The sequence below is a fragment of the Hafnia alvei genome (assembly GCF_034424155.1).
GTDB classification, from domain to species: domain Bacteria; phylum Pseudomonadota; class Gammaproteobacteria; order Enterobacterales; family Enterobacteriaceae; genus Hafnia; species Hafnia alvei.
Genome location: NZ_CP139992.1, coordinates 1,871,511 through 1,897,019 on the forward strand (window position 1 = coordinate 1,871,511; position 25,509 = coordinate 1,897,019).

The 25,509-nt window shown below is 47.1% G+C and carries 22 protein-coding genes; 13 read left to right on the plus strand and 9 right to left on the minus strand.

The window, feature by feature from the left end; genetic code table 11:
* Nucleotides 1-312: 312 nt before the first annotated feature.
* From U0008_RS08740 to U0008_RS08760, 5 genes are all read left to right on the plus strand, one after another.
* Nucleotides 313-486: a hypothetical protein gene (locus tag U0008_RS08740; protein WP_226929936.1), complete on the plus strand. Its 174-nt coding sequence runs from the start codon at nucleotides 313-315 to the stop codon at nucleotides 484-486.
* Nucleotides 487-800: 314 nt separating this feature from the next.
* Nucleotides 801-1,109, plus strand: a complete 309-nt coding sequence (locus tag U0008_RS08745; protein ID WP_226929939.1) for a hypothetical protein — start codon at nucleotides 801-803, stop codon at nucleotides 1,107-1,109.
* A gap of 90 nt (nucleotides 1,110-1,199) precedes the next feature.
* Nucleotides 1,200-1,898 carry a zeta toxin family protein gene (locus U0008_RS08750; RefSeq protein ID WP_043492728.1) on the plus strand — a complete coding sequence of 233 codons (699 nt, stop codon included), beginning with the start codon at nucleotides 1,200-1,202 and terminating at the stop codon, nucleotides 1,896-1,898.
* Nucleotides 1,899-1,923: 25 nt separating this feature from the next.
* Nucleotides 1,924-2,547, plus strand: a complete 624-nt coding sequence (locus U0008_RS08755; RefSeq protein WP_043492731.1) for a hypothetical protein — start codon at nucleotides 1,924-1,926, stop codon at nucleotides 2,545-2,547.
* A gap of 997 nt (nucleotides 2,548-3,544) precedes the next feature.
* A complete protein-coding gene (locus tag U0008_RS08760; RefSeq protein ID WP_043492736.1) occupies nucleotides 3,545-3,829 on the plus strand; it encodes a YciI family protein in 285 nt (94 codons plus the stop codon).
* A 50-nt stretch (nucleotides 3,830-3,879) separates the two neighbouring features.
* Here the strand turns inward: U0008_RS08760 and rcnR are convergent, their stop codons facing one another.
* On the minus strand, nucleotides 3,880-4,152 hold the full coding sequence (gene rcnR, locus U0008_RS08765) for a Ni(II)/Co(II)-binding transcriptional repressor RcnR (RefSeq protein ID WP_025801674.1): 273 nt from the start codon (nucleotides 4,150-4,152) through the stop codon (nucleotides 3,880-3,882).
* Nucleotides 4,153-4,272: 120 nt separating this feature from the next.
* Here rcnR and U0008_RS08770 point away from each other — a divergent pair, with 120 nt between their 5' ends.
* From U0008_RS08770 to brnQ, 5 genes are all read left to right on the plus strand, one after another.
* Nucleotides 4,273-5,124: a nickel/cobalt efflux protein RcnA gene (locus U0008_RS08770; protein WP_043492739.1), complete on the plus strand. Its 852-nt coding sequence runs from the start codon at nucleotides 4,273-4,275 to the stop codon at nucleotides 5,122-5,124.
* Between the two features lie 523 nt (nucleotides 5,125-5,647).
* Nucleotides 5,648-7,870, plus strand: coding sequence for a cyclic di-3',5'-guanylate-activated glycosyltransferase NfrB (gene nfrB, locus U0008_RS08775; RefSeq protein WP_043492741.1), 2,223 nt, complete (start codon nucleotides 5,648-5,650; stop codon nucleotides 7,868-7,870).
* The gene (locus U0008_RS08780) at nucleotides 7,867-10,842 is read left to right on the plus strand and encodes an NfrA family protein (protein ID WP_043492745.1); all 2,976 of its coding nucleotides are present in this window, start codon (nucleotides 7,867-7,869) and stop codon (nucleotides 10,840-10,842) included. Before nfrB ends, U0008_RS08780 begins: the two co-directional genes overlap by 4 nt.
* Nucleotides 10,842-11,741, plus strand: coding sequence for a DUF4434 domain-containing protein (locus tag U0008_RS08785; protein WP_043492747.1), 900 nt, complete (start codon nucleotides 10,842-10,844; stop codon nucleotides 11,739-11,741). The genes U0008_RS08780 and U0008_RS08785 overlap by 1 nt, the downstream gene beginning before the upstream one ends.
* 591 nt (nucleotides 11,742-12,332) lie before the next feature.
* A complete protein-coding gene (brnQ, locus tag U0008_RS08790) occupies nucleotides 12,333-13,622 on the plus strand; it encodes a branched-chain amino acid transport system II carrier protein (protein ID WP_043492750.1) in 1,290 nt (429 codons plus the stop codon).
* 60 nt (nucleotides 13,623-13,682) lie between these two features.
* Here the strand turns inward: brnQ and U0008_RS08795 are convergent, their stop codons facing one another.
* Nucleotides 13,683-14,867 carry a multidrug efflux MFS transporter gene (locus U0008_RS08795; protein ID WP_043492754.1) on the minus strand — a complete coding sequence of 395 codons (1,185 nt, stop codon included), beginning with the start codon at nucleotides 14,865-14,867 and terminating at the stop codon, nucleotides 13,683-13,685.
* 274 nt (nucleotides 14,868-15,141) lie between these two features.
* Here U0008_RS08795 and U0008_RS08800 point away from each other — a divergent pair, with 274 nt between their 5' ends.
* Together U0008_RS08800 and U0008_RS08805 are read left to right on the plus strand one after the other, a co-directional pair.
* Nucleotides 15,142-15,714 (plus strand): hydrolase, encoded by a 573-nt coding sequence (locus tag U0008_RS08800; RefSeq protein ID WP_043492756.1) that lies wholly within the window; start codon nucleotides 15,142-15,144, stop codon nucleotides 15,712-15,714.
* Between the two features lie 74 nt (nucleotides 15,715-15,788).
* Nucleotides 15,789-16,493 (plus strand): DUF2461 domain-containing protein, encoded by a 705-nt coding sequence (locus U0008_RS08805; RefSeq protein WP_043492759.1) that lies wholly within the window; start codon nucleotides 15,789-15,791, stop codon nucleotides 16,491-16,493.
* Nucleotides 16,494-16,500: 7 nt separating this feature from the next.
* Here the strand turns inward: U0008_RS08805 and U0008_RS08810 are convergent, their stop codons facing one another.
* From U0008_RS08810 to ftsI, 3 genes are all read right to left on the minus strand, one after another.
* Nucleotides 16,501-17,865, minus strand: a complete 1,365-nt coding sequence (locus tag U0008_RS08810; protein ID WP_051874123.1) for a GGDEF domain-containing protein — start codon at nucleotides 17,863-17,865, stop codon at nucleotides 16,501-16,503.
* A gap of 513 nt (nucleotides 17,866-18,378) precedes the next feature.
* The gene (locus U0008_RS08815; RefSeq protein ID WP_043492762.1) at nucleotides 18,379-19,986 is read right to left on the minus strand and encodes a phosphoethanolamine transferase; all 1,608 of its coding nucleotides are present in this window, start codon (nucleotides 19,984-19,986) and stop codon (nucleotides 18,379-18,381) included.
* A 363-nt stretch (nucleotides 19,987-20,349) separates the two neighbouring features.
* The gene (gene ftsI, locus U0008_RS08820; protein WP_043492765.1) at nucleotides 20,350-22,122 is read right to left on the minus strand and encodes a penicillin-binding transpeptidase domain-containing protein; all 1,773 of its coding nucleotides are present in this window, start codon (nucleotides 22,120-22,122) and stop codon (nucleotides 20,350-20,352) included.
* Between the two features lie 379 nt (nucleotides 22,123-22,501).
* On the opposite strand from ftsI, the gene U0008_RS08825 reads away from it, so the two are divergent.
* Nucleotides 22,502-23,005, plus strand: coding sequence for a DUF2501 domain-containing protein (locus U0008_RS08825; RefSeq protein ID WP_072008163.1), 504 nt, complete (start codon nucleotides 22,502-22,504; stop codon nucleotides 23,003-23,005).
* Between the two features lie 56 nt (nucleotides 23,006-23,061).
* Here the strand turns inward: U0008_RS08825 and U0008_RS08830 are convergent, their stop codons facing one another.
* The 4 genes from U0008_RS08830 to U0008_RS08845 form a co-directional block, all read right to left on the minus strand.
* Nucleotides 23,062-23,967 carry an alpha/beta hydrolase gene (locus U0008_RS08830; protein WP_043492768.1) on the minus strand — a complete coding sequence of 302 codons (906 nt, stop codon included), beginning with the start codon at nucleotides 23,965-23,967 and terminating at the stop codon, nucleotides 23,062-23,064.
* Between the two features lie 85 nt (nucleotides 23,968-24,052).
* Nucleotides 24,053-24,325: a GNAT family N-acetyltransferase gene (locus tag U0008_RS08835; RefSeq protein ID WP_025801688.1), complete on the minus strand. Its 273-nt coding sequence runs from the start codon at nucleotides 24,323-24,325 to the stop codon at nucleotides 24,053-24,055.
* 10 nt (nucleotides 24,326-24,335) lie between these two features.
* Nucleotides 24,336-24,566: a (4Fe-4S)-binding protein gene (locus tag U0008_RS08840; RefSeq protein WP_043492770.1), complete on the minus strand. Its 231-nt coding sequence runs from the start codon at nucleotides 24,564-24,566 to the stop codon at nucleotides 24,336-24,338.
* Between the two features lie 160 nt (nucleotides 24,567-24,726).
* A complete protein-coding gene (locus tag U0008_RS08845) occupies nucleotides 24,727-25,146 on the minus strand; it encodes a universal stress protein (protein WP_043492773.1) in 420 nt (139 codons plus the stop codon).
* Between the last annotated feature and the right edge of the window lie 363 nt (nucleotides 25,147-25,509).

Sequence of the window (25,509 nt, forward strand, 5' to 3'; positions counted from 1 at the left end):
GCATCGTCGTTATGCCAGCGCTTCCGCCAGTTACACAGATAGTGATTGTGCCCATGAATATTGGGAGCCTATTTTAGCATGTTTAACTTTAGTAGTACTGACACAACATTCATGGAGCGTACTGATTGACTTTTGAGGGCGTGTATTTACAAGCTCACTCCAATGCTGTATAGTTCATAAAGAGTGAATTTAGCTAGTGCATCCATAGGTTCAATTCCTATGCCTACAATTCTCATCACAGCTCTCCCAATAGTCGCATTTACCCGTTACCTCAACGTGTTACTTAACGATTACGTCAGTAAGGAGAAGCCTATGAGTAAATTATTCCGCCATGTAGTACTATATGTATCTTGTTTCATTGAAACTTTTTGGGCTGGGGTGATAAGTGTAGCAGCGGGTCTGATGACAGGCGGTGTCCAAATTATTTTGGCACTAGCTAAATCTTCTCAATTTTTGTTTTTTTATTCAAAGCACTTACACCCATAAATATTATTTAAATCAATAAACTAAGTCACTCCACGCATATTTTCCTTATCATGGTCTTTCGTGTTTTTTGTACTCAACATGATCGTTTCCCCTTTCTTTAATACACAGTGTGATTAGCTACGTCTTCTGCTGGAACGAAGTGGATGGGTTAATTGAGCTTAATGTCAGCTATACGCGATGAGCGGAAATTGACATATCTGTTAAAGTGAATGGTTCATTTTGCAGGGATACTTACACTGTTATCCCCCTGTCAAAATGACATAGCTAAGAATAAGAGTTCTTCTTCAAGAACAACAAAAAGAGATCATTCCGGCATGCCGGAAACGCAGCGTGAAATGATGACGGATAAGACGCTGGCGAATACCATGGCAGCGGCAAAGGCCATAGCCGCCAATCAGAAAGGTAGAAAAGCCGCGAGGAAGGAAAGCCACCAGCAAAATGAAGCCATCGAGCGCCTGGCGCGTAAATACGCGTACCTTAAACGGCGCAGAGATGCAGATTTACCCGCAACTAGCGACTTCAGCAATGAACTGCATACAGGCCGAGTAAGTGATGCGCTGGATGCCGTATTGAAAAGACAGCCAGAAAAGCGGTATTGGGTTCCAGAGGGTTTTAGAGGTTAAAGCGGTCACAAATCTAGCTAATTTGTAACCATCTTTGAACGCTTATGATATTGTTAAATAAAACCAAAACTACTACGGCATGATTTACCGATGAAACAAGAACTTGAAACCATACTGCCTGAGTTTGGTGAGGCAATTCGCCCTCACGTTTATAGTTACGTAACAGCAAGCAAAAATGCCAATGCCAAGCACGTCCTGTTTATGGCTGGTTCGCCTGCTGCGGGTAAAACCGAGCTCTTAAATCGTCTATTAGAACAACATGGCATCACAAACATTGTTCGAATTGATGCTGATGATTTTCGCTGGTGGTTCCCCTACTACAATGAAGAGAACTCTGTGGACTATCAGAAGCCTGCTTCCAGAATGGTCGATTTCATCTACAAAAAAGCGCTGTCTGAAGGCTATCCCATTGTTATGGACTCTACTTTCTCCAGTATTGGTATTGCGGAGAGGAACTTTGATCTGGCCCTGAAGGCTGGTTATCAGTTGGCACTGAATTATGTCTATTTTGATCCGGCTTACGCGTGGGTTTTTGCCCAAGCCCGCTCGCGTAAGGTTCCGTTAGAGGTCCTTAAAGCGAACTTTTTCAAGAGCAGAGAGACCATTGAACATATGCTCGCGAAATATGCAGGCCAATTTACACTCAATGTTTATCATCGGCGGGAAGATCCTGAAAATGATGGGCAGTTCGTGGTCGACTATACTCCTAACGTGACCCTTGCAACCTGGGCTACCTCCCATAGCTGCCCATATTCAGACGTTAGCGATCTAGCGCATTTAGGTGTATAATAAGTGTCCGATTTAAGGAGTGCATATGTCTGTTAAAACTGAAGCCATTAAACCAGCTGCTGAAATTTCGTTGTTCGATGCATTCGGACCTAACGTGAGCGAGCAGGTACAAGCTACCAACCGGAAGGCCGCTGAGCTTTCTATGGCTGATATGGCTCAGGTAATGGACGTGACATTATCGTCTAGGAAGAAACTGGAAGTAACAGCTGAGAGCGAAGATATTCTCGATTTGCCTCAATGGCTAGAAGTCAATGCACAGAAATCTGGAGTTTCTTTTGGCATGAAAGCATACACTTCTGTTGAAGTTTACAAGATGCATGTTCCAGACTTTCGCCAGATCCTTCCTGTAGGTGCAAATATGTTGCATACCTATTCACCAATCGGCAGAATGGGCCTGCAAGGAATTCATGATTTAATTGGTGCTGTTTCATCTAAACTTCATCACTTGCAAGGTGTCGGAGTTGATGAGAGCACGTTTAAAATACTTGTCCGCTATGAAGATGCGAAAACGGGTGCTCCCCGCAATGATATAGTTGAAGCTGAGTCGACCATTAGCCCAAGTCCTTTAACTGGGATCAAGGTCCGTGTGAAAAAACTTCGCAGAAAAGATCATGAAATGGCGATGCATGCACTAATTGCCAAAAAATAGTAAGACCTTAACAAAACCTCGCTCGATTGCGGGGTTTTTGCTTTCTAGCGTTCTAAAAGTCAATCACTCCACCTCACCGGCGCGGATCATCTCTAAAACCGATTTAGTTTTCGGCATAGTGCCCTTCGTCGTCTCTTTCTGCGTACATGAAACAACATCTGCGGCCCGTAGCGGATCACCATCAGTGACTGGTTAAAGTCTTCTTTTCGTTTATCTTAGCAAGCTGGTGCTGCGTGTAGGTCCCGCCCATTTCGGCATACTGTCGAAAATCGATGAGATGGCCGGTCGTAGTTGGGGTCAGTTTGGATATCGAAAATTATTGTACGTTAAAGTTATTTTTGTACGTCTGAGCTATGGTAAAGCTTGACCACTTTGACAGGCAGCTATGAGCGAGAAGCGGACATTTAGTTGACTGACTTAATCAGGATAAACAATCGTTATCTTAGGCACTTTCATCAAACCTGAAATCATGACTATCTCCTGATCAGGGAAATCGACAGCAGTCCGCTCAGCCACTCAAGTGGCTATTTTTTGCGTGATGCATTCAGAAAAACTCGGTCAGTAATCTCTAGGTGAGTAAAATCAAATTCTTTTAACTCAGGTAACGTGGCTATGTCAGATTTTTCTTTCTTGTAGGTTCGAACCATCAAATTTAAAGGAAGAGGCTTTAGCGGGATTTCTTCGTAATAACGGGAAGGAATGATCCCTAACTCGTTGTTTTTACGATAGTGATTAGTGTCTTAATATTACGAAATTCAAAGCTATCTATATGATAAAAATATGAAAAAGGTATGATTTAAAATCCGCCTTGTCTAACATCACTCCTAATATATTTTTATTGTGCTGCCGCACAATGATAAAAATGACACTAGATCTTTGATACCACCAAATAACACCATCAGCTTTCATGACATGTATCAATCCACAATATTACCGGTGCGTTACGCTAGCGGCTGCAAGCAATATTGTTCATGTGATTCATTGAGTTGGAGGTAGCGTGTTTATTGTTTCTTTATCGTACGTAAAACCCCTTGTCGACGTGGAAGCGTGTCTGAACGAACATCGACAGTTTTTAGATGCCTGTTATTCGAAAGGGTATTTTATTGCATCAGGGCCGAAAGAGCCAAGAACGGGCGGAGTGATTCTGGCAAAGGGAATGACTCGAACTGAGTTAGAAACTCTGATCGAGGAGGATCCTTTTCATCGCGCAGGGGTTGCGCAGTATGAGATAACCGAGTTTATACCAGTCAAATACGCGCAGGGATTTGAGCGTTATATCTGATCATCAAGAGAGCTTTCCTACAATGAAGGCTCAATTTATTTGATCTGGCGTTATTTGATATAGGAATCCAGTACTTTTAACACAACGTCAAGATCTTCTTCGCGCTGTCCCTCGTTGTCCTGATGCACAATATGTTCAGTCAAGTGGCCTTTAATCACCTCGCGCATCAATCCATTCACCGCACCTCGAATAGCAGCAATCTGCTGTAATACGGCTGAGCATTCATGGGGTTCGTCGAGCATTTTATTGAGCGCTGCAACTTGCCCTTGAAGCTTGCTGGTTCTAGCTTTCAGCTTTTTTTTATCTCTAATCGTATGTGACACAGCAGCACCTTCATAACGTTCTGAAGTGCTCAATATAGCACTTCATTTATACTGGGGGGTAGTATTTGATACTGGGGGGGAGTATGCTTTTTTGCACCCGTAATAGTAAGAATTATTATCATGAACGATTTTACGTCACTGTTTCAGCAAGGTAATGCGTGGTTTTTTATCCCTAGCGCGATCCTTTTGGGGGCGTTACACGGATTAGAGCCTGGCCACTCAAAAACGATGATGGCTGCATTTATTATTGCCATTAAAGGTACGGTTCGGCAGGCTGTTATGCTCGGGCTCGCGGCAACGCTCTCTCATACCACTATTGTTTGGTTGATCGCATTTGGTGGGATGTATGTGAGCCAGAAGTTTACCGCGCAGTCTGTTGAACCTTGGCTTCAGTTGATATCAGCCATTATCATTCTATCCACCGCCGTTTGGATGTTTTGGCGAACGTGGAAAGGTGAAAAAAATTGGTTGGCAAATACAGAGTCTGGCGATCATCATGACCACGACCACGACCACGACCACGACCACGACCACGACCACGACCACGACCACGACCATCAATTTGATGGTTTGCTGCAAGGAAGCAAAGAGTACCAAGATGCTCACGCCTTGGCCCATGCCAATGATATCAAAAAGCGGTTTGCAAATAGCTCGGTGACTAATGGGCAAATTCTGCTATTTGGTCTGACGGGCGGGCTAATTCCATGTCCTGCGGCTATTACCGTACTTCTTATCTGTATCCAACTGAAAGCACTGACGCTGGGCGCCACGATGGTCGTCTGTTTCAGTATTGGCCTTGCACTGACATTAGTTGCCGTTGGTGTCGGCGCTGCAGTGGGCGTGAAACAAGTACAAAAGCGGTGGCATGGATTTAACTCGCTCGCACAAAAGGCGCCTTATTTATCGAGTGCTCTTATTGGCTTAGTTGGCGTGTATATGGCGATACATGGTTGGGTGGGGATCTTAAAATAACCCCCAGATATGCCACGCTGAAGATTGCCTCAAGTCTATTATTCTGATTAAGCCCTGATGAAAGTTAGGGCTATTTGCTGTAGGAAATATGCTCGTTGATATATCTCTGTCGTTCTCTGTTACAGGGGATAAGTTATTGTGCTGTATTAAAAAACCAATAACTGTGGAAAATTCCTAAATTTACTTTATTGATATTTTATAGTAGTTTGCAGCTAGATATATAGCGGGTAATCGAAACACTGCTATGTGTAGCTCACATCTTTTCCTCCAAATTATTCATCCCTGTTTCAGCGGCTGCGAGTAGACACGTTGTGCAACCAGCAAAGGGTTGGTGGTAATCAGGGGGAGCGCTGCATTGTGCCCGCCATCTGGCGGTTTTTTTATACCTAAGATTTGCCGAATCTAAAAATTTTATCTGTTGAGTGAGCAAAACGCATAAGAACCGCCTATAGATCAACGATACGCCCACGTCACCTGCTCAGTTACGGCTCTGCACCACTTTGAAATCACTTTGGGGTTTTTAATGGATTGGATGGTTGATGCATTTACCACATATCTTTATGGCATAAAGATTATTGCGATAACCTTAGCAATACTGATGCTTATCAGCGGTGTTGATGATCTTTTTATCGACGTTGTTTACTGGTCCAGACGTATTTGGCGAAGCTTAACGACCTACAAAAAGCATAAGCATCTCAGCCACAAAGAACTCTATAAGCCTGACGAAAAACCGCTGGCGATCATGGTCCCCGCGTGGAACGAGACCGGCGTAATAGGCAATATGGCAGAGCTAGCCGCTACAACGCTGGATTATGAGAACTACCATATTTTTGTCGGCACCTATCCAAATGACCCTGACACCCAGCGCGATGTCGACGAAGTTTGCGCCCGTTTTCCCAATATTCATAAAGTTGTCTGTGCAAGGCCAGGCCCAACCAGCAAAGCCGACTGCCTGAACAACGTACTCGATGCAATCCTTCAGTTTGAGCAGAGTGCCAATTTTAAGTTTTCAGGATTTATTCTGCATGATGCTGAAGATGTTATTTCGCCGATGGAGCTAAGGTTGTTCAACTATCTGGTTGAACGCAAAGATTTGATTCAAATCCCTGTTTACCCCTTCGAACGCCCTTGGACCAGTTTTACTAGCCTGACCTATCTGGATGAATTTGCCGAACAGCACGGCAAAGATGTGCCTGTGCGTGAAGTTATCGCCGGGCAGGTGCCGAGCGCTGGCGTTGGAACCTGTTTTAGCCGTCGTGCGGTAATGGCGTTGTTAGCCGATGGTGATGGTATTGCTTTTGATGTGCAGAGTTTGACCGAGGACTATGACATCGGCTTTCGTTTAAAAGAGAAGGGGATGAAGGAGATTTTTGTTCGCTTCCCTGTTTTACCTGACGGGGTTAAGCCGCATTCGACGCCTTTCGGCCAGCGCGCCAGATCGGCAAATGTTATCTGCGTGCGTGAATATTTCCCCGACACATACTCAACGGCAGTCAGGCAAAAATCACGTTGGATTATCGGTATCGTTTTTCAAGGGTTCAAAACGCATCATTGGAGCAGCAGCCCGATGATGAATTACTTCCTGTGGCGCGATAGAAAAGGGGCAATTAATAACTTCCTCAGCTTCTTCGCCATGTTGGTGATGATTCAGCTGACCCTGCTGGCGCTTTATCAACGATTTTGGCCTGATGCGTGGCATTTTTTGTCGATTTTCACCGGCGATGTATGGCTGTACACCCTGCTGTGGATCAACTTTGGCCTGATGGTAAACCGCATGTTCCAACGCGTTGTTTTTGTGACGGTTTATTATGGGCTGCGTCAAGGCTTGATGTCGATTCTGCGGCTGTTCTGGGGCAACTTGATCAACTTCATGGCGAACTGGCGTGCATTAAGACAGGTCATTCAGCATGGCGATCCGCGCCGAGTGGCTTGGGATAAAACAACCCATGACTTCCCCAGCGTGGGGCAAAACCGTGCGTTGCGTCTGTTAGGTTCGATTCTAATTGAGCAGGGTGCTGTTACGCAGGAACAGCTTGAAGACGCGTTGGTCAACCGTATTCCCGGTTTAAAACTGGGTAATACGTTGGTACATCGCGGCATCATCACGCCAATGCAGTTGGCTCAAGCTTTAGCTGTCCAAAATGATGTTACGGCGGAGTCTATCGATGAGCGCAAAATTGATCCGGCCTTGATCGCAAAAGTGCCAGCCTCTGTGGCTTTGCACTATGCGGCGCTACCGATACGCGAAGAAAACGGGAAAATGATCTTCGCCAGCGAAAGTGCCATAGATCCTGTCTCGCTGGCGGCGCTGGCGCGCAAAGTCGGCAAGCGGGTCAGCTACGTTATTGCACCAAGTGGGCAGGTGGTGGTGGGGCTGCGCCATTGGTATGCCCGTCTGCGAGGCAAAGACTATTACGCCATGCTTGAAAGAGCGGTGGCTGAGAAGTGGCTAACTCAGGAACAGAGCGAGTCAATTTGGGCGAGCTTTGTTTCGCGCCAATTGTTGTTTGCGGAAATCTTGGCATCGCTAGGGAGCATTGATGGCGCTTCGCTTAAGGCACTGTTGCTTCGACACGAACGCAGCGTTTTGCCGCTTGGCGAGTTTTTAGTGACCGAAAATGTGGTGAGTCAAGAAACACTAAATCGCGCGCTCGAAATACAAAAAGAATTGCAGCCAACGCTGGCCTCGTTGCTGGCGCAGGCCGGATTAAGTCAGGAACAAATTCAGATGTTGGAGGCCGCATGATTAAGCGTTGTCACCTCAGCGTACTCATCGCCTCAGTTTTGATGAGTACGGTTGCTTTTGCGGCGGCAGAACCAGGGAGTTCAGAGGATCTTGGTATCAGCGATCGCCAATACTTTATGGTTTATCCGCATCTGGAGAAAGCGATGCGGGCGCTCAAAGAAGGGCGTGAAAGTGTGGCTATCAGCGAATTCGAACGGGCCCAGAAACAAGCGCCGGAAAGTGCGCGCTTAGCCCTTTATCTCTCTGAAGCTTACCGCCACTTTGGGCATGACGATCAGGCGAAAGCAGTATTAGACCGGCAGTTGAAAAGAACTCCAAGCAGTGCACCGGGGTATATCGAGTTAAAAGCGGCACTCGCGGCAGTTCCGGGAAAAACTTGGACAATCAATACGCTGGCTGATTTAAAACGTTATCAAGCTGATTGCGACAGCGCTCCCACTATCTACTGCCGCAGCGATGTTGGGCAGCACGCACTGCGTCTGGGTCAGCTTGATATCGCTAAAGCGCAGCTTAACGATGCTAAATTCAACGCCACGCCAGAAGGGCATACGCTGGCGGATGCCATTATGCAAAGGGCGATCTTCCTGAAAAAATGGGATGACGTGGACGACAGCTTCGAACGACTACGAACGCAAGGTAAGCTGACATACGAACAGTCAAATCAGTGGTTTGGCATTTTGCTGGCGCAGCATAGTGACGATAAATTAGTTGCATTGCAGGGGATCAATGTGATGAACGCTCCCTTGCAGCAGCTACATTATGCACAGTCACTGGCGTTGCGTAATGAAAATGCTCGCCTTAGTACCTATCTGCAAACGCGCACACCGCGTTTTGTACAGCAGGATCAAGAACGCGGCTGGCTCTATTTACTGGCGAAATACAGTCAGAATCCAAGTGAAGCATTAGCTAACTATCCCATTGATTTTGCTGAAAACAAAGCGTATATCGCACAAACGCTGATTCCCGACCGTATTGCTCAGCACGATCTTGCCGGAGCAAAACGTCTATTGGCTGGATATTCCCGCGATCAGCTGTTAGAACAGCGGTTGCAACTGAGCGAAGCGGAAAATGATACCGCGCAAATAGTGCAGCTTGCGCGACAGATGTATCAGCGATCGCCGCAGGATCTCACATTACTCGACCGACTTAGCTATCAACTGGTTAAGACCGGACAGAAGGCAGAAGCTAGCCGCTTGTTACTGGCGCGCTATCCATATCAAAACGCGGGCGCAACGGGACAAAACCTGACTAGCCGCTTGATGGTTCTGTTGAAAGAGGATCCTCGCTTGCTGACGGCAAAAGACATTGAACGATTGTCAGTTCCGTTGCCAACGCCACAGCAGCGTATGCAGCAAGCATCGGTATTCAACACTGAGGAACAGTGCCCGATTGTGCGTCGTTTGTTGGGGGATATGTCACCAGACTATGGCGCTACGGCATGGTATCAGTTAGCGAACTGCTATCGCACTGATTCGCCTGGACTTGCGCTGTTCGCGTATCAACAAGCCGATCGGCGTCAATCGAATACTTTCAGCAAGCGCTCGCTCGCCTACCAAGCCTATGCGGTTCAAGATTTCCAAGCCGCAACGCGCGCTTGGTCTGCGGTTCCGGTCGCTGATATGAGCGCTGAGGACACGATGGCGGCGGCAAATAGTGCGCTGGCAGCCCACGATATTCGTGCGTTAACGGGGTGGCTTAGCGAAGCGAAGAAGCATCAGCAAGATAAAACGGCGGAATATTGGTGGCTGCACTCTCATAGCCAAAATGATCCATCCGGCGCTCTGGCAGACTTGAATCGTTCCATTGAAATTAAACCGATGGCATCAGCGTTGGCCGACCGTGCGGCGCTGTATCGTCAGCAAAATCAGCTTAATCTGGCGTTGGCTGATTTGCATCAGGCTATCGCCATAGAGCCTGATAATACGGCTAACCATGCAGCGCTGGGTTATGCGTTATGGGATGCGGATCACATAGCGCTATCCCGCGATGAGCTGAAACTGGCTGAACAACATACGCCAGACGATCCCGCGTTGATTCAGCAACTGGCCTATGTGAATCAACGTTTGGATGACATCCCGCAGGCGCAAAGTTATACCGAACGCGTGGTGGACGATATCGACCGAGGCTATGCACCGCAGGGCCTAAGTGAGCAAGATGCTGAACGCCGGTTTAATTTCCGCCGCATGCATGAAGATACTGGTCGTCGCTGGACATTTAGCGTTGATACGTCGATGGGACTTTCTGGCAAAAATAGCATTCCAAACAGCAGCGTATTAGGCAGCTCGACCCAGCCGTATGCGGCGCGTAGAAGTTACGGGCAGATGGAGGCGGAATACCGCGTCGGGCGCAACCAAATTGTGGATGGTGATTTGCTGTCTGTTTACAGTCGCGTATTTGCCGGTAGCGGAAATGAGGGTAATTTCTTACCCACCAAGGCACCGATGATGGGGCTTGGGGTTAGATGGAAGCCGCTGCGCGAGCAGGTATTTTATTTAGCCGCGGAACAGCAAATTCCGCTGGATAGGCATGAAAGCGAAGCAGACATGCTGCTGCGTGCCAGCGCATCCTTCCTCAACGGGGGCAAGTACAGTGATGAATGGCACCCTAACGGCAACGGCTGGATAGCACAAAATCTCTATCTGGACGCAGCTCACTACGTGAAACAAGACAGTCAAAGCTACACCGCTGATTACCGGCTGAGCTGGCACCAAAAAATCCCTAATATCCCCAGTGCGCAAACGTTGGAGCCTTACGGGCATCTGCAATATAACGCCACTCAGAATGGTGCGTACTCTGATGCTAAGCTCGGCGGTATCGGCGTGCGTTGGAATATGTGGTCAGGCGAAAATCATTATGATGCCTACCCGCACAAAATCAGCGTTGGCATTGAATTCCAACATTTATTTAGTGGGAAGAACCAATTCGTGGAATCTAAAAATGGTGCCTTTGTGACCTTTGGAGGGCGCTGGTAATGACAATAATTTCTCGCTGGTGCGTCTTGTTACTCTTGATGATGGCACCTTGGGCTCACGCGATGAACGCCATGATTTACCAACCGCAGCTTAGAGATATGAGCGTAGACAAAGCCCAGTGGCAAACGCTGATGGATAAGTTACACGACGCGGGTTTTGATACGCTAGTGCTGCAGTGGAGTGAATATGGTAGCGCCTTTAGCCAAGGGGCAGAGCAGCAGTGGCTGATGGATCGCGCACGCATTGCACACGATCGTGGATTGCAAATCGTGGTGGGCCTGTATGCCGATCCTGAGTTTTTCACCCGTCAGAACCAACCCACGAAGGCATTAGGCAACTATCTAAACCGCCAGCGTACACAGGACGTTGCCGTTGCTCAGCGCTGGGTAGACAAGTTTGGTAGCCAAAACATTGCAGGATGGTATCTAACTCCTGAGCTAGACGATTTACGCTGGCGTGATGAAACAAGCCGCCAGATTGCCGTGAAATGGCTGACTGAAACAAAGCAGTCGTTGCTTGCTGTCTCTAATAAACCGGTCAGTATCAGTAGTTTCTTTGCCGGTAATATGACGCCAGACACCTATCGCGATACGGTGGCTGATTTTGCAGCGGCTGGGGTGAAAATCTGGGTTCAGGATGGGGCGGGAGTCGATAAGCTCAGCTTACGCGAACGTTCACTGTATCTCAATGCGACGGTGGGGTGTGATGAAACATCGCCAGCGGCGGGGGAAGTTTTTGAAATCTTCCGCCAAATTAAAGGTGATAAAGCCTTTCGTGCACAGCCCGCATCGACGCAAGAAATTAGCTCGGTGTTGCATCAAACTTCAGCTTGTGGGAAAGATAAGCTAATATTCTCGCTGCGCTATTTACCGGCGGCTGAGGGTATTTTGGCTTATTGAGTCAGTAGTTAGCGATGATGTGTTGGCACTTTGCAGATGATTTGCAGGGTGCCAGCATTTTGAAAAGAGTCAGGTGCTTTTTATATTGTGTCAGCGATAGCTGACCCCGCAGCAGTAAACCCCTTTCAACCTATTTTTCATTCTCTTTCACGAACGCGAAAATATTCACATCAGATTAGATGCCAAAATAATGATGTAGAGCGCCAGCATCACAAGAGTGGTTCCCGCAACAAGATAGCTATCTTGGCGTTGGCTGTTGGATTTTTTTGGGTTAGGCATATCGGGCCTCAAAAGATGAATGAGTCAGCTAAGTCTAGGTCAAACTGCTGTGGCAGGCAGATTGCTGGTATGACAGACGATAAGGCTATGAACCTTAGCATAAGTTTATTTTTCAACGCAATGTTGATTTTTCAACTTCTCGTTGATAATTTGAATCAGACACATCATCGGGCAACGATGTGATAAATTATGTATATCTCAGGCTGATATTTCGGCTTGTATCATTTCTGATTACTTTAGATGAGTGCGCACGCCGCGTGGTCGGTAAGGTTTTGCTCAGAGAACACCCAGACACGAAGCGGCTTATAACCTATGAATGTTAGACAAACTATTACACTTGGATTTATGACTTTTGCGCTCTTTGTTGGCGCGGGCAACATCATCTTTCCTCCCTTTATTGGCCTGCGAGCCGGTGAAAATTTTTGGTATGCCACCGGTGGATTTTTAATTACCGGCGTGGGTTTACCGGTGTTGGCATTAATTGCGATGGCACGTAACAACGGCTCATTGGTGGAATTGACTAGGCCTGCGGGCAAGCTGTTTGGCCTGCTTCTTTCACTGATCTGTTATATGGCGCTTGGCCCGCTGTTTGGCGCGCCGCGTACCGCCACAGTTTCTTACGAAATCGGCATTAATCCGCTGTTTTCAGGCCATGTGCCGCTCAGCGCATTTAGCCTATTGTTCTTTATTGCCGTGGTTCTTTGCTCGCTGAACCCGTTAAAGCTGATTGATATCGTGGGCAAGTTCCTCTCACCAATCAAAGTAGCTTCGCTCGGCGCTTTGGGGTTATATGCGTTCTGGCGCCCAGCAGGAAATGAGCTTTTCACGTTTCCTGAATATGTTGAAAACCCGCTCTCTAGCGGCATGATTAACGGCTATCTCACCATGGATACGCTGGCTGCACTGGTGTTTAGTATTATTATCGTGAATGCCATTAAGTCACATGGCGTTGATTCATCGCAGCGGATCACACGTTACATGGTGATCACGGGGTTGATTGCCGCGGTAGGGCTGACCTATGTTTACATCAGCCTGTTTTATTTAGGCGCCTACAGTTTGCCGCTGGCGCGTTCAGCCACTAACGGCGCTGATGTGTTACATGCTTTCATCGTGAATGGGTTTGGCTATCAAGGCAGCGTATTTTTGGCCTTTATCATTACCGTTGCCTGCTTGGTGACGGCGATTGGTTTAACCAGCGCCTGTGCTTCCTATTTCAGCCAGATAACGGGTAAATCCTACAAGATGTTTGTGGTGATTTTGGCTGCGGTTTCCATGCTGTTGTCTAATCTTGGGTTGACCGAAATTATTCACTTTTCGCTGCCAGCGTTAACATCGGTTTATCCGCCATTCATTGTGCTGGTGATCTATGGCGCACTGGCTAAACCGGGAGAGCATTCTGTCGCCCTGTGCATGCCTGCAACGCTGGTCGCGTTCATTATCGGGATTTTACAAAGCGTGGTTCCCGCCGAAGATCTGCCGTGGGTAGCCGGAAACCTACCGTTCTATAAAGAAGGCATGGCGTGGATTATTCCAACTATCATAGTCTTTATGCTAAGCGCGGTATGTTTGAAATATAAGAAGCCGGTACCGGTAGAGAATTAAGCAACAGCAACGATGACGGCAACATGATGTTGTGTTGCCGTTGTGCGGAGTCGTCAGTATTCAACGTATTTTTTTGAATGCGTGACGAATTTGCAGCATGTTGATTAGCACCAGTACCGCGGTAAAGACAAAGACCCAGCGGAAGCCCAGTACCGCTGAAACGCTGGAGCCAAGCATTGGGCCGATCACGTTGCCTAAGTACATGAACGATTGGTTATAGCCGAAAATTCGCCCCGTCACGCGATCGCTGGAGTACTTCAGCAATAAGGTTTGCACCGCTGGCATTAAGGCTCCATCGGCAAAGCCCAGCATAAAGCGCAGCATCCCAAGCTGTAGCGGCGATCTTACCCAAGCCATCATGGCGAAGAGCACCACCGTGAATCCCAGCGCAAAAATCAAAATACGACCGGTACCGATTCTGTCGCCCAACCCGCCTAATCGTGGTGCCGATATCAGCGCAGCAATGCCTGGCACGGCGGCGATCATCCCACTGACAAAGGCGATATTATTGGTATCCGCGGCGAGTTGGCGGATAAATAACGTTAGGATGGGACTGATCGAGGCGTTCGCTAATTGGATCATCAGCGTGGTAACAAACAGGGCGATGATAAGCGTTGGATAGGGCAGAGAGCGAAAAACCTCTTTCCCGCTGAGCTGATCTTCTTTACGCACCACCACACGGTGTTCTTTGATTAAGAACAGCGTAACGAAAAAGCTGACGAACATCATGGTCGCCGTGGAGAAGAATACCGTGCGTAGCCCCAGATGGTCGGCCATCAGACCACCTAATAGCGGGCCGGCAATCACCCCGCATATTTGCCCCGTCGATAGAGTACCTAACGCCCAACCGCTTTTTTCCCGAGGCACCTGAGAGGCGACCAGCGCCATGGCATTAGGAATATAGCCAGAAGTTAGCCCCATCAGCGCACGCAGTGCAAACAGCTGCCATACGTTGGTCGCTAAGCCTTGTAATGCAATCACCACGCCCATCCCCAATGAAGCACGCAGCAACATGAGTTTGCGCCCCTTGCGGTCGGCTAAACTTCCCCATAGCGGCGCAACGAGTGCTGAAACCATAAAGGTGGCGCTAAAGACCAAACCTGACCACAGGCTGAGTGATTCGTGATTGTGAACCCCAAGCTGTTCAACGTACAGCGGTAGGAATGGCAAGATTTGGCTCATCGCTAAGCCAGTAAAAAAGCAGCCAAACCACACCGAAATGAGGTTTATTTTCCAAGATTCCATGACGTCTCAATATGCGGGGAGAGGGCTAAACGAAAAGATTTGCGCTGTAATAATATCACTTGTAACGGCTTGCCGGTTACACAAAAAAAGTAAAAAGAAATGACGTTTTATTTTCAATTCATTGAATCAACGCGTTTTTATCACATTTACTAACACTTTCTCGCCGTGGATGAGGTTTTATTTACACCTTGAGTATCGCCTTGTGCCTAAACTAGAGCCGTACGTAGAATCAAATTTAGCGTGATAATTTATTCAAATGATAACGGGAGTTTGTATGCTGACATTGAATGCCGCTGAAACCGCGCTGGTGCTTATCGATCTGCAAGAGGGCATTTTACCTTTTGCTGGCGGCCCCCATTCAGCCAGCGACGTAGTGGCACGCTCGGCGCGTCTGGCGGAACGTTTTCGTGAACTGAATGCGCCGGTGATTTTGGTGCGTGTGGGTTGGAATGAGTCATTTGACGAAGCGCTTAAGCAGCCAGTTGATGCTCCGTCGCCAGCCCATGCGCTGCCAGAGAATTGGTGGAATTTCCCTGAAGCGCTGAATGCGCAGCCGGAAGACATTGAAGTGATCAAGCATCAATGGGGCGCATTTTACGGTACCGATCTGGATCTCCAGCTTCGCCGCCGGGGTATTCGTAATATTGTCTTGGCAGGGATTTCCACAAATATTGGCGTAGAATCTACCGCTAGAAGTGCGTGGGAGCATGGTTATGCTTTGGTTATAGCCGAAGATGCCTGTAGCGCTTTTGATGATATTCAGCACCAACACAGCTTTAAGTACATATTCCCGCGGATTTCGCGAGTATCTGATAGCGAAAAAATCATTGCAGCGATGAAGTCTTAATTCTATAACGGCTGCTATCGATAGGCCATTTTCACAGGCGAAATGCCTGTGGAAATATAAGCAGGGAATAGGGTGTGAAAGAGACAAAATTTACCGGTTTTACCCAGCAGGGATTAAACTTTTTACAACAGGTGCGTATTGAGAATAGCAAGGACTGGTTTGAAGAACACCGCCCGATCTACGATCAACATATTCTGACCCCGTTTCGCGCTTTAGTTGATGAACTTGCGAAACCCATGCTAAAGATCGATCCGCTGTTTGAAACGCGTCCGGCGATTGGCAAAACGCTATCTCGCATCCATCGCGATACCCGCTTTTCACATGACAAATCTCGCTACCGCAGCCGTATGTGGCTGACGTTTAAGCGCCATTCTAAAGAATGGACCGATGCACCGGTATTTTTCTTTGAAATAAGCCCCGATATGCTACGTTACGGTTTGGGCTATTACTCGGCGTCGAGGGGAACGATGGATCGTTTTCGTCATTTGGCACTGCGCCAACCTGAGGAATTTGCCGCAGCACGAGCCTGCTGTAAGGCGCCCTTTGAGCTGGTGGGTGATAGCTATAAGCGGCCTTTAATAAAAGACCAAGATCCTGAAATTGCTGATTGGTACAACCGTAAAACGTTTGCGGTGATGGCAACAGATTATCAAGTCGAGCAGCTATTCACCCCAGAACTGGCCACCATGCTGGTAAAAAAACTGACTAAGCTGGCGCCACTATATCATTTTTTGATGAAGGTCGAAGCACTAAAACAGGTACCACTCGAGGATCTCTAAGCGCAGGTTAAAGCTGTTCGCTCATTTGTGGCGTGAACTCGCCTTCGCTGATGGTTTTTGACTGATTGCGCCCCTGCTTTTTGGCCAGATAAAGCATTTTATCAGCAAGATTTATGGTGCCGCTGATGTCGAGGTTGGTTTGGCTGGGATCAACCAAGACTGCGCCAATGCTCATGCTGACGTAGTGATCCCCCTCAGGGTTTCCAACATGGGGGATCTTTAATTCCGCAATGGCTAAACGAATCCGTTCGCAAACCTGCGCTAATTGCTGTTTGTCCGTTGACGGAATAAACATAGCAAACTCTTCGCCACCCATGCGTGCCACCAGATTCCCATCACGATTGCCTGAAAGATCCAGTGCATGCCCAATTTTGGCCAAGCAACGATCGCCGGCTAAATGTCCGTAGTGATCGTTATATTTTTTGAATTTATCGACATCCAGCATGATTAGCCCAATATGCTGTCCGGAGGCTTTATTTTCTTCCCAAAGCGCGGGTGTGTTTTGTGCGAAATAACGGCGGTTATGTAACCCCGTAAGATCGTCGGTGATGGACTGACGATAATGACGGCGATTATTCTCATCAATGAGCTTGTAGTCGTCCATCATGCGCAGCAACACAATCATTAACATAGCCAGCTTTAATAGCATAATCATGATCTTCCACGTATACCAACCGACGGTATAGCGGGCCTGCCACGATAGGCTGAAGGCGTCATCCAGAACCAACAGGAACAATGTGAAAAGAAAACATTGTTCAATTAGCCCTTTGTTTTTTAATTTAAACCATAAAAAGGTCAGGCAGAGAAAATTCACCAAACCAGAGATATAAACTAACCCTGATCTAATCGTGAGTTCACAGTGATAGTGATTGCACGTCTCGGTGAGCAATGGAATAAACCGAGAGATTAATGGCCCAATAAACGAGGCGAGTAGACAGCCTAATAATACAAAGGCAACGGTGCGTCTAAGACTGAGTGATTGAGGCAATGAGATAAGAATCGCTGCGCAAATTGGAGCGCTAATTTCTAACAAAAACCATAACCAAATCGAGTTGCTGTCATAATTAAACGTAGCGCCCACGGCTAATGCCGTCGGATAATCCGCAATAATAAAGGCTGCTAATATTGCGGAAGCTAAATATGCGCCACCAATTGCGTAGGTTTGTCGGTTATTGAAAGCACGCGAGTGACTAAAGGCAATGGTGGTAATAATAATATCGCACAGCACACACACGGCCAAAAATACCGGCATAAAGTAAAAATTCACAGGCGCACTTTCACTGCGATAACTGCCCGCGAAAATAAACACCGCCAGAGTGAATAAAATGAGAAGCGGTGTATGAAGTCGCTTAGGGGCTAACTTCAAAAACATATTATTACTCCAATAACGCAATGTGTTTACAATATATCAATGCTTAATGACTTTATTTTAACATTATAGTTTTAAGTGAGCGTCTTGCTTCCTGTTTTGCATCCGCCCAATTTAGGTGGCGTTACCTTAAAGAAATAATTCATATAAAACAGAATGTTATTTTTTTTGGTAGGCAATATTTGCTGAGCGAAGTACGACACACCCTGCACTAGTTTAACTTATCTGAAGTGGTGTAAGAAATAATTCTCAATAGGAATTTTCTGGGTTAAATTTGGGGCGCTGTAAAAGTAGCGCTACATTTCGTGTTGTCTGAGTGACAGTAATATTGTTATGCAACTGAAATAATATAACTATTCGCTCTGGAAAATGGGGTGGGAATATCTCTATATAATGAGGAAATAGTGGGGGCGGTAAATAACTATAATAGGTAAGCGTTAGCGGAAAATAAGATGATATAAAAAAGCCCCACAGCACAGTTTGCAATGTAGGGCTGATTAAATCCGGATTGGCGAATTATTTATGCATGGTCGCCGGTGTCGCTTTAGGCGTAAAAGGATCGTTTCCCAAAGAGCTGTAAGGCACCTGCTTTAATGCAAAATTCATTACCGTTGGAGAAGGGCGCTTTTGGTTGGAAATAAACTGATATTTAGCCGCAATTTCTTGGCTTTTAATTCCGGTCCATTCAGAGAACAGCACTAAAAAGTCTTCTGCTGAGCGGCGTGCTTTTATCGCCCGACGACGCGTGTCATCAGAAGATAGCATCATTAACGGTACCTGATAGTTTTGTTGGTATTTATCATCGTGAGATAGGAACTCATTACTGGTGCCTTTCTCATGGAATGCTAAGCCATGATCGGAGAAATAAATCATCGAGAAGTTTTGTCCGCTACTTTTCAACTGGTTATACAGCTGGCTGAGAAAACTATCCGTTTGTGTAATGCTGTAGAGATAGCATGAGGTCTCTTTTGAATGAACAAAGGTCTCATAGCGGTCACCGGTACGATCGCAAGCCTTAGGATGTGAACCGATCAGGTGATATACCACCAGTTTTGGTCCTTCTGTGTCTGCCTGCAAAGCATCATCGGTAAAGCGCAGTAGATCGAAATCAGACGTGGCTTTACCGTCTTCAAAATCACCTTTCTTCAAGAAGCGTACATCGTCTGCGCGCTTGGCAACGCTAGCCACCACGGTGTCATAGCGCCCAATTTGCCCCTGATTAGAAAACCAATAGGTATGAAAGCCCGCAGATTTGGCCAACGTAATAATACTGTTTTGGTACTCAGGTTTTCCGTCACGAACTAGATTCAGCGTTTGGCCGAGTGATTTCTGCGTAGAAGGTGCCGCAGAAAGATAATCGTTGAAGAATACGCCCGGAACTTGGCTCTCGAACGGCGTATTGGCCCATTTACCGCCAAAACTGCCGTGGGCATCACGGCGGGCGCTTTCGCCAATGACGAGCACATAGACTTGGCGATTGGCTTTAACGCTGTCTACATGCCAAGTGGCTGGCACAGAAGATAGCTCTTTCATGCGGGCCATCTCGGCTTCAACTTCTTTCTTCCCGTGCGATACGTCTTCGACAAAACGCACCACCGGATAGCCGGTATCGCTTAATTTGAATTCGCCACCGGCTCGCAGGTTTGTCACTGGCGCTAACAGTAAAGCACCTACGAAAGCAAATAAGAACAAAGATTTAGCCATTGTCCAACGGCGTATTTGCACTGTCTTTCTGCGCAAAATAAAGATGCCGAGGATCAGGATAAAGACGGCGATCAAATAGTCCCAATAGGGAAAAATCTGCATCATCTCACCGGCTTCTTCTGGGTTAGTTGAGTAAAGCGAGAGGATCGAGTTGAAGTTTGGCGGGCCGAAAACGCGGCCAAACGGATAGTAAAATGCTGCGGTTAAGGTGCAGACAAACAGCACTGCTTTTTGCAGACGTGGTAAGTAGCTGCCGAGCAGTAAGAAGAAACAGCCGAGACCAACGGCGTAAATAGCGCTAAATTCGTAGCCTAAGCCCAGATTAATCAGCGCGGCGAGAACAAAATAGAGCAGGGTATAAGGGCTCAGTAGTTCACGAGCCTTATTTTTTGGCTCAAAAGGATTTGATGTAAAGTTCATTTTTATTATCTGAAAGGGTGCAGGGCACCAAAGTTAACCGCGGGATACATCTCCACTCGCATGTTGACGGTCACTGTCATCATTGTCTCTGGTGTGTCATGGGGGAGTTTCCATTTTACTTTTTGCGCTATGCCTAACGTCGAGACACAAAGCTGCAAGAAGATATGCCGAGCGAGCTCGAATAGCAACAGAAACTGCGGGTTCTTTGTGTGATTTAGGAGGCAAATTTTATAGTACAGCGAATTGCAGAAATTTTGTCGGGGTTTGCAGTGAAAAGTTTGAGTGCTCAGAGGGTTAACAGAACAAAAAACCACCCTCACCGGATGACACCAACGTGGTTGATATCATCCGGTATGAGTCGGGCTAAGCGCCTTTGTGAACGATGTTGGTGCTTTGTATATTATGTGTCAGCGTTTGGTTGTTTAAATTGATAGCCTGCTGTTCAGTTAAGGCATCGGGAGGAATATTCATGTGGCGCAATACGTCGCCCATAATTTGACCGAACACCGGACCCGCTACTGAACCGCCGAAGTGTTTGCCTGCATTAGGGTGGTTGACCATCACCACCAATGCAACGCGAGGATCGCTGGCGGGAGCGACGCCAGCCGTATAGTTGACGTAGCCGCCGTCGTATTTACCCGTATCGCCCATTTTCTCGGCGGTACCGGTTTTTATCGCAAGACGATAGCCCGGAACGGCGGCAGTTACGCCGCTACCGCCGGGTAGAGCATCACTTTCCATCATATGAACGACGGTGCGCACTGTTTTTTCATCCATGACCCGTGTCCCTAATACCGGCGGGGTGACTTTAGTAATAGATACCGGACGGAAAACGCCGAAAGAACCGATGGTGGCATATTCACGCGCCATCTGCAGCGGTGTGACGCGCAGGCCATAGCCAAAGGAGAAGGTTGCGCGTTCAATATCAGACCAGCGTTCGCGGTGTAACGGGAAATAGCCGCTGCTTTCGCCGCCGATGCCCAGACCGGTGGATACCCCTAAGCCGAAGCTATGATAGAGATTCACTAGTACGTCAGACGGCATCGCCAGCGCAATATGTGACACGCCGATGTCGCTCGATTTTTGCAAGATGCCGGTAATGGTTAAGCGTGACCAGTGACCCACGTCTTTAATCAAGTGCCCATTAACGGGATAAGGCGTTGTGTCGATAACCGAATCAGGACGGATCAAATGACGTTCTAAGCCCGCCATGACCACCAGAGGTTTTACCGTTGAACCTGGTTCAAAACTGTCAGAGATCGCCACGTTGCGCATATCTTTCTGCGGTACGCCCTGATAGTTATTCGGGTTGTAGGATGGATAGCTCGCCATGCCCAAAATTTCACCGGTGTTCACGTCCACCAGTACCGCTGCACCAGAATCGGCTTTATTGAGCAGCACGCCTTCGCGCAGATGGGAATAAAGCGCGTACTGCAAATAGCGGTCGATACTCAAGCTGAGCGTTGGAGCCTGCTGCGCAGGATCGTCCTCCATCAGGCTCACCACGTTGCCGTAGCGATCTTTACGGTACACGCGGTGCCCCGGTTTGCCTTGTAGCAGGTTATTGAATCCGCTTTCGATGCCATCCAGCCCCTGTTGATCCATTCCGACGATACCAATCAGGTTAGAGGCGGCGTCGCTCATCGGGTAATAACGGCTAGAATCTGCTGGGGTCGTAATGCCGTAGATGTGCAGTTTATTCACATATTCAGCAATATTTGATTCAACCTGACGGCCAAGATAGAGGAAATGCTTGTGGGCGTTTTCTAATATCTTCGCTTTAATGTCACTTTCTGGCATAGAAAGGGCTGTGCTGAGATAAGGCCATTGTGCACTGGTGAGGTTGGGATCGCGTTCAAGCACGTGAATAGGATCGGCAATAATATCATTTGATGCCACGCTAACGGCCAGCGGTTGGCCTTCACGGTCGGTTATCGTGCCACGCAGTGGCTGAGTAATAAGCGAGCGCAGCGAACGCTGGTCGGCTTCTTTTTCCAGTAGGGGATGGTTCATCAACTGCAGATAGCCCACTCTGCCAAGTAGAAGAACAAGAAAAACGACGATACCAAAACAGATGAGAACAAATCGTCCTTGAAAATAATTGCCACGTGAATTCGATGGGCTTTTTTTGCGCATAGTTCTGCCAGTAGAAAACAAAATATTAAAAGCGAGAAGCTGGAATGCGCTAACTATAAAAGAGACTGGATGGAAAGGCAGGAAAATGAAACATTTATTCGCACTTCAATTATCATTGAAATAAATGTAACAATTGAAAATATGATGCTTAAAAATACTCCATCTCTTATCGCATAGGCGCTCTAGGCCTGAACATGACGGTTTTCTGCGATACCACCAGACAATGAAAATGAGGATTAGTGAGAATTCTCTGGTGCATTGTACTGATAATGAACCATAGATACAGATTATTCTTTAATAGATGGATTATATTAAACAAATATTGATCTCTCTCAGAGGCAATCCTATTATCCGTCTCACTAAGAGAATGAGGTTAAATATGAACCAAAAATTAAAACAACTGAGCCGTGCGGCCCTGATTTTAGCCGGTGTTATGGGTATGAACGCAGCTCATGCAGATCTCATGGGCTCACTGAAAAGCGCAAGCGAACAGCTTTCGTCTAGCAGTGCGAATACTTCTACTGGCGCAAACAGCACATCGTTGCTGGGCGGCGCGTTGGGTTCATTGATGGGCGGGAACTCGCAGGCATTACAATCTACCAGCAGTGCAAACATTGGTGGCGTGCTGAGCTACTGCGTGCAGAACAACGTGCTGGCAGCGGGTAATCAAAAGATTGAATCTGTTAAAGATTCTCTGCTGAACAAATTGGGTACGCAAACTGAAAGCCAATCTTACCAGAATGGTTTGAACGGAATTTTGGATCTGCAGGGTAAAGATGATGTTGATCTGAACAACTTAGGTTCTCTGACGACCGACATGAAGGCGAAAATTAAAACCAAAGTGTGCGGCATGGTATTGGATCAGGCGAAAAAATTCGTTTAATCAGCGAAGACGACCGCCGTTGTTGAGGGAGTTGGCATACGTAGCCACTCCCTTTTTTATTTAAGCTGTTTACGGCAAAAATCACCAATCTCGGCAATCGCCAATCGAGACTCTTTCATGCGCGGCACCAGATATTGCCAAACATGCCACATCCCCTGCCAACGAGATAAATGCACGTCAGCACCGGCGCTTGCGGCTTTTTGGGCAAAACGTTCGGCATCGCTATACAGAATCTCTTCACTTCCCACCTGAATCAATAACGGCGGAAACGCAGCTAAATCACCGAATAGTGGAGACACGCCCGGATCGGTCAACGCAGCTGTACCACTGTACGCGTTTACACAGCGCTCAGCTTGATGGAGATGGTGTGCAAAAAAAGGATCGCGTGTGAGGCGTGTTTTTACTGACTCACCGCTCATCGAAAGATCGACCCAAGGGCTTAAAACGGCAACGCCTGCGGGAAGAGGAAGCGCTGAATCTGATTTTATCCGCAGAGTTAGTGCCAAGGCCAATCCGCCACCGGCGGAATCGCCCATCACAAAAATGCGTTTAGGATTATTTTTTGGTTGGGTCAACAACCAACGATAAACGGTTTCTGCATCATTGAGCGCGGCGGGATAAGGCGATTCGGGCGCTAAGCGATAATCGGCCAACAATAAAGGCATTTTGGCGGCATCTGCAATAAATGACGCCATCGATCTGTGGCTGGAACATGACCCCATGTGATAGGCGCCACCGTGCAAATAGAGAATCGCGGCATCCGAGTGAGCATTGGATGGAGTGAGCCATTCAGCATAAATGCCAGATGGCTCAACGCTTTCAAGGTGCGTCCCTGGAGCGAGAGGGAGTCGTTCTCCCAATTCATCCATTTGTTTGCGCATAGTAGCCACATCGTCTAGATCGGCCTGAGCAAAATGGCGCTTGATAGCATATTTAAACAGATGACTTTTAAAACTACGCATGTGAATTCCTTTTCTGTCTTGAGCATTTGGTGCTCGCCGAGAGTAAACGGCTCAAGACCTATCATGACGCCAAAGCAAAAAACAATCAGGCACGGATATCTTGATATTCTGGCGTGGTGTCAAACTCATGCTTGGCGAACGGGCACAGTGGAATAATTTTGCGATTTTCTTTACGCATTTTCTCAACCACTTTGGCGACTAATTGCTTACCAACGCCTTGGCCTTTCAAACTCTCATCTACGTCGGTGTGGTCGATAATGGCCAGATGTTCGCCTGTCGGCACAAAAACAACCTCAGCAATCAAGTTGCCTTGAGCATCATTCACATAAAAATTGTTGTTACCTTCAAGAATTTCCACCGTAAGCTCCCTATTTTTGACGATATTTCAGTGCGCCGCTGGGGCAGGTATTGATAACGCTCATCACGGTTTTGGCATCGACGTTATCAGGCATAATCCAAGGCTGACGGTTCAGTTTAAATAGGTTGCTATTTCCTCTGACGCAGTTGCCGGAATGTTGGCAAATGCTGAGATTAAAATAGACGTCAATTTCTGTGCCGTGATACAGGCGGTAACCCGCATCTTGTAAATCTTGATCCATGGGTGTTCTCCTACGACATTGCAGTGAGCAGACTGAGTCGATCTGCTTCTTTATAGTGTATAACCCGATCAAGATTAGCCAAAAATGACCCTCACGGCATTAATGTCTTTGCCTTGCTGGTGGATAAGTATCCAAACGAGGCAGAAATTAGGAATCGCCCTTAAAGCGGCACGATTAAAACATCCGTATGCGTTTTGTCGATAATGTGGGTTGCCGAGTTTAAAATGCGCTTTAGGAACCCTTCACAGTGATTACCACAAATCACTAAATCCACTGGGCTCTCGTTACAAGCATAAATCACGCCATCAGCCAACTCGCCGTTACAAATGATTGTGCGGCTAATCGGATAGTCTGCCTGTGAACGTAGCTGCTCTAAAAACAGATTGGCCTCTTCATGAATAAGCTCACGTAAGGAGCCCAGCATCGACCCCGCAAAACTGGAGCAAAGGTCGGCCTCATTGCACAAGGTTAGTAGTGTAATTTCACCCTGATAGGGGCGAACGATTGCGATGGCTTTTTCAACGAGTTTGATGCTGTCCGGTGCTTGAGCAACGGCAACGAGTACTCTCCTGTAGCTCATATCTGCCTCCATTCCCTATGACAATATAACCATGATAAAGAATAGACCACAGTCAAGCTGTGGGGAAAATCACAACCAGTTTTACCTCATCGGAAAATAGCACTTATGTCTAATCCAGCGACTGCGGATCATCGTGGGCGAGGAGGGCATAAAAAGGCGGATATAGGGAATGTATTGATGCGTGAGTTATGCATTACCACTAACTCTTTATGGTTATTCATGTTGGAGGGTATTGCCATAAAGAGTTAGGGATAACGTATTTGAAAACAAAAATAGATTATGCAATTACATATAAATATTGAGTCTATAGGTATTAATGAGGCGAAAATAGGCCGAATAAAACATAAATCGAAAGGTATTAAG

Bases quoted from the DNA above. Each gene is read 5' to 3' on its own strand.
- U0008_RS08740 (WP_226929936.1), top strand. From the start codon at position 313: ATGAGTAAATTATTCCGCCATGTAGTACTATATGTATCTTGTTTCATT.
- U0008_RS08745 (WP_226929939.1), top strand. From the start codon at position 801: ATGCCGGAAACGCAGCGTGAAATGATGACGGATAAGACGCTGGCGAAT.
- U0008_RS08750 (WP_043492728.1), top strand. From the start codon at position 1,200: ATGAAACAAGAACTTGAAACCATACTGCCTGAGTTTGGTGAGGCAATT.
- U0008_RS08755 (WP_043492731.1), top strand. From the start codon at position 1,924: ATGTCTGTTAAAACTGAAGCCATTAAACCAGCTGCTGAAATTTCGTTG.
- U0008_RS08770 (WP_043492739.1), top strand. From the start codon at position 4,273: ATGAACGATTTTACGTCACTGTTTCAGCAAGGTAATGCGTGGTTTTTT.
- nfrB (WP_043492741.1), top strand. From the start codon at position 5,648: ATGGATTGGATGGTTGATGCATTTACCACATATCTTTATGGCATAAAG.
- U0008_RS08780 (WP_043492745.1), top strand. From the start codon at position 7,867: ATGATTAAGCGTTGTCACCTCAGCGTACTCATCGCCTCAGTTTTGATG.
- U0008_RS08785 (WP_043492747.1), top strand. From the start codon at position 10,842: ATGACAATAATTTCTCGCTGGTGCGTCTTGTTACTCTTGATGATGGCA.
- brnQ (WP_043492750.1), top strand. From the start codon at position 12,333: ATGAATGTTAGACAAACTATTACACTTGGATTTATGACTTTTGCGCTC.
- U0008_RS08795 (WP_043492754.1), bottom strand. From the start codon at position 14,867: ATGGAATCTTGGAAAATAAACCTCATTTCGGTGTGGTTTGGCTGCTTT.
- U0008_RS08800 (WP_043492756.1), top strand. From the start codon at position 15,142: ATGCTGACATTGAATGCCGCTGAAACCGCGCTGGTGCTTATCGATCTG.
- U0008_RS08810 (WP_051874123.1), bottom strand. From the start codon at position 17,865: ATGTTTTTGAAGTTAGCCCCTAAGCGACTTCATACACCGCTTCTCATT.
- U0008_RS08815 (WP_043492762.1), bottom strand. From the start codon at position 19,986: ATGAACTTTACATCAAATCCTTTTGAGCCAAAAAATAAGGCTCGTGAA.
- ftsI (WP_043492765.1), bottom strand. From the start codon at position 22,122: ATGCGCAAAAAAAGCCCATCGAATTCACGTGGCAATTATTTTCAAGGA.
- U0008_RS08825 (WP_072008163.1), top strand. From the start codon at position 22,502: ATGAACCAAAAATTAAAACAACTGAGCCGTGCGGCCCTGATTTTAGCC.
- U0008_RS08830 (WP_043492768.1), bottom strand. From the start codon at position 23,967: ATGCGTAGTTTTAAAAGTCATCTGTTTAAATATGCTATCAAGCGCCAT.
- U0008_RS08840 (WP_043492770.1), bottom strand. From the start codon at position 24,566: ATGGATCAAGATTTACAAGATGCGGGTTACCGCCTGTATCACGGCACA.
- U0008_RS08845 (WP_043492773.1), bottom strand. From the start codon at position 25,146: ATGAGCTACAGGAGAGTACTCGTTGCCGTTGCTCAAGCACCGGACAGC.